General features: G+C 29.4%; 4 protein-coding genes. All 4 read right to left on the reverse strand.

Features of this window, described 5'->3' with window-relative positions:
* Positions 1 to 485 (reverse strand): nucleotidyl transferase AbiEii/AbiGii toxin family protein (locus E4T79_RS10605; protein WP_167752684.1); only part of this gene is annotated, 485 nt, incomplete at its 3' end.
* Entirely contained in the window at positions 478 to 1,089 is a 612-nt protein-coding gene (locus E4T79_RS10610) for a DUF6088 family protein (RefSeq protein ID WP_135030092.1), read from the reverse strand. The genes E4T79_RS10610 and E4T79_RS10605, both read right to left, overlap by 8 nt.
* 73 nt (positions 1,090 to 1,162) lie before the next feature.
* Positions 1,163 to 2,023, reverse strand: a complete 861-nt coding sequence (locus E4T79_RS10615) for a CD1107 family mobile element protein (protein WP_135030094.1) — start codon at positions 2,021 to 2,023, stop codon at positions 1,163 to 1,165.
* A gap of 14 nt (positions 2,024 to 2,037) precedes the next feature.
* The coding region (locus E4T79_RS10620) for a stalk domain-containing protein (protein WP_135030096.1) at positions 2,038 to 2,854 on the reverse strand (817 nt) is incomplete at its 5' end.

A 2,854-nucleotide genomic window follows, 5' to 3' on the forward strand; every position in this document is an offset into this window, starting at 1 on the left:
CTTATATTTTGTGTTAAATAATTAGATTCAAAAATTTTAGGATATTTACACAGAATCGTTTGTGGATCAAGAGTATCAATCATAAATTCAAAGTCCATGTCCTTTAAATCTTCTTCTAAAACTTTTATAAATTCATCTCTTAAAAATGCTTCTGTCTTTTCATTAACTTCTTTGTTGAATTTATCTTGCTTGGTATTTGATCTTTCTAACCATGGTTCTTTTTCTTCATATCCTAATACTCGCCAGTCTAAGATTAGATCTATATCTTCTGAAAATCTTTCTATAAGTCCAAAACACTTTGACAGTGATGTGCCACCCTTAAAGGTAAAATATTCTTTCCATTTATTTTCTTTAAATAGATAGTCTAAGATAAAAGTAACCCAATAGTCCTTTTCAATGACTGCTTCAGATATATTTTTCTTTCTTGCAGTATTGACTATTAAGACCCTTAGATCTTCTTTGTTTCCTATATAAAACTTATTCATTTTTTCCCTCAGAAATTTCTCTTATTATTTCATATATCCATGCTGGAACTGATTTTGATTCGTTCATTAAGTCTGTTCTTTCTTTATCAGTTAAGTTTTCTCTTATCTTTTGTATAACTTCGCTAGTTATATTTTCTTTGCCCAAAGACTTAATTGCTTGAATAACTGTTGCGGTCTTTAGGGACATATTGGCAATTTCTCCTGGATTTACTTTTTTAAATTCTAAAACCGTATCTCCAATTTTATATTCTTTATATCTTCCACTAGATATATATTTATAATGAGTTGGAACTTGTGTTGAAAGTCCTAATAAGTTTAAGGCTGTGCTATTATATGGTGCAATATTCCAATTGTATTTTCTTGCTATGGCAATTGCTAATTCGTGAATTGATACTTCTTCGTACTCTCCAATTAATTCACTATATCTTGGATTGTAATAAAAGCCATCAATGACACGCTTAATTTTATCTTCATTAACCATTCTATTCAATGTCTTTCTAGCAGTTTCATAAGAATCAATATCTAAAAAGTCATTAGCAAAAAATACTTTATGTGAGTCAAAATCATTTATTTTATCTGATATTTTTTCTGTATATGAACTCATTACAATTCTCCTTTGTCCCAAATATCATATCATATCTGGGACAAAAGTTCAATTGTACTTAAATTTAATATTCTTATAATAGTTCATCATCTTCATCTAAAGACTCTTCATGACTTTCTTCATTGTCAGATTCATCTTCTGACTCACTAATATAATCCTTATCATCTTCTTCAAAGTCTTCCAACATTTTATCTTCCTTAGCTTTGACTACCTTAAAATAGTATCCTGCTCCTATAACTCCTCCAATTACAAGTGCAATAATTAGAAATGAACCTATTCCACTTTTCTTTTCTTCTTTTACTGGAACAGTCTTAGGTTCTTCTTTTTTTACTTCTTCTTTCTTAGGCTCTTCAACCTTTATAGTATTTTTGTCTTCTGATTCAATCATATTAAGTAGGTCTTGCTCTCCTACTTCTGTCAATAGCCTTACATTATCTTGATTTGATGAGTGATCCACTATTAGGTGCATAGTTTTTCCACTTTTAGTTTGAAATGTTAAAAATTGTCTCACATCTACTGGATTTTCTTTATCTTTTTCTGTATCTCCACTTGGTGTAATATCTTTTCCATTCCTATCTACATTTTCAATTACTGAACCTCTTGCCTTATTTTCCCCAGTCGCAAGATTATTTACTGCCTTTGTATTACCACCTTTTACAAGTGGGGTTTTCTTTGGAGGATTATTTGAAGGCTTATTTGCTTCACTTGTATTTCCTGGTATTCTTGGAACATCTTGATAAGGAATTTCTTCTTTTGACGGTGTAAAAACATCATCTTTCAACATTTTTTCAAATTCTTCTTTTTGTGGTTCATAGATTGATTCGTTTTGACTTTCTATTTGCCCTTCATTTGTCATCGCAAATGTAGTTGCTGGTACTGTAAATGTAAAAAGGAGTAACGCTATGGCTACTCCTCGTTTAATGCTCTTATTCATTTTTCTATCCTTTCTTATTTTACATTTTTAAATACATAGACTGCTTTTCTAGCATTGTCCCATTCTATTGTTTGGTTTTTACCATCTTTAATATCTCCATGACTTGCTCCAAAAGCTTTAGCAATATTTGAAATTGAAGCATGAATTCTTCCATTTATTATCACAGGCTTAACATCTGAATTGTAGACTTTTCCATCTGAATCTTTCATGACACCAGTATCAATATTTAGTCTTAATGTCTTTTTAGCTAAGATATTATTCTCTTTATTTGAGAAAATAGCTTCACGAGTAGAGTTGTCATACTCAACATTAAAACCTAGAGTATAAGCAATATATCTTACTGGAATCATAGTTCTTCCTTGATCTACATAAGTTTTTACATCCATATAGACTGTTGTCTTACCATCTTTATTGATAATGTTATAAAAGTTTTTATCTACTTGGAAAACTGCAAATTCTTTTTCATCTTTAACTTGTTTTTTGGATTGTTGTTCATCTTGTTTTTTCATCTTGTTAAGATCAAATTGATTTAAGATATTCTTGTCATCAGCTTTCAAAATTTCGTCCCACTTCTTATCTTGAGATTCCTTATCTTCTTTCTTCTCTTTGTTTTCTTTTTGAAGTTTTAGAAGTTCATCTAATTTCTTAGATAAGTCTTGGTTTAGATTTTTGTCTTTTTCATCTTTAGCTTGTTTTTCAAGTTCTTCTTTCGATTTTTTATTTGCTTCCTCGATTAACTTCTTTGCTTCTTCAATTTTTTTATCTAATTCTTCTTTTAACTTTTTAATTTCTTCTTCAGAAGATTTTTGTTTTTCTTCTAATTCTTTAATC

Origin of the sequence: Streptococcus sp. LYSM12, assembly GCF_004569635.1 — a bacterium.
Classification (GTDB): Bacteria; Bacillota; Bacilli; order Lactobacillales; family Streptococcaceae; genus Streptococcus.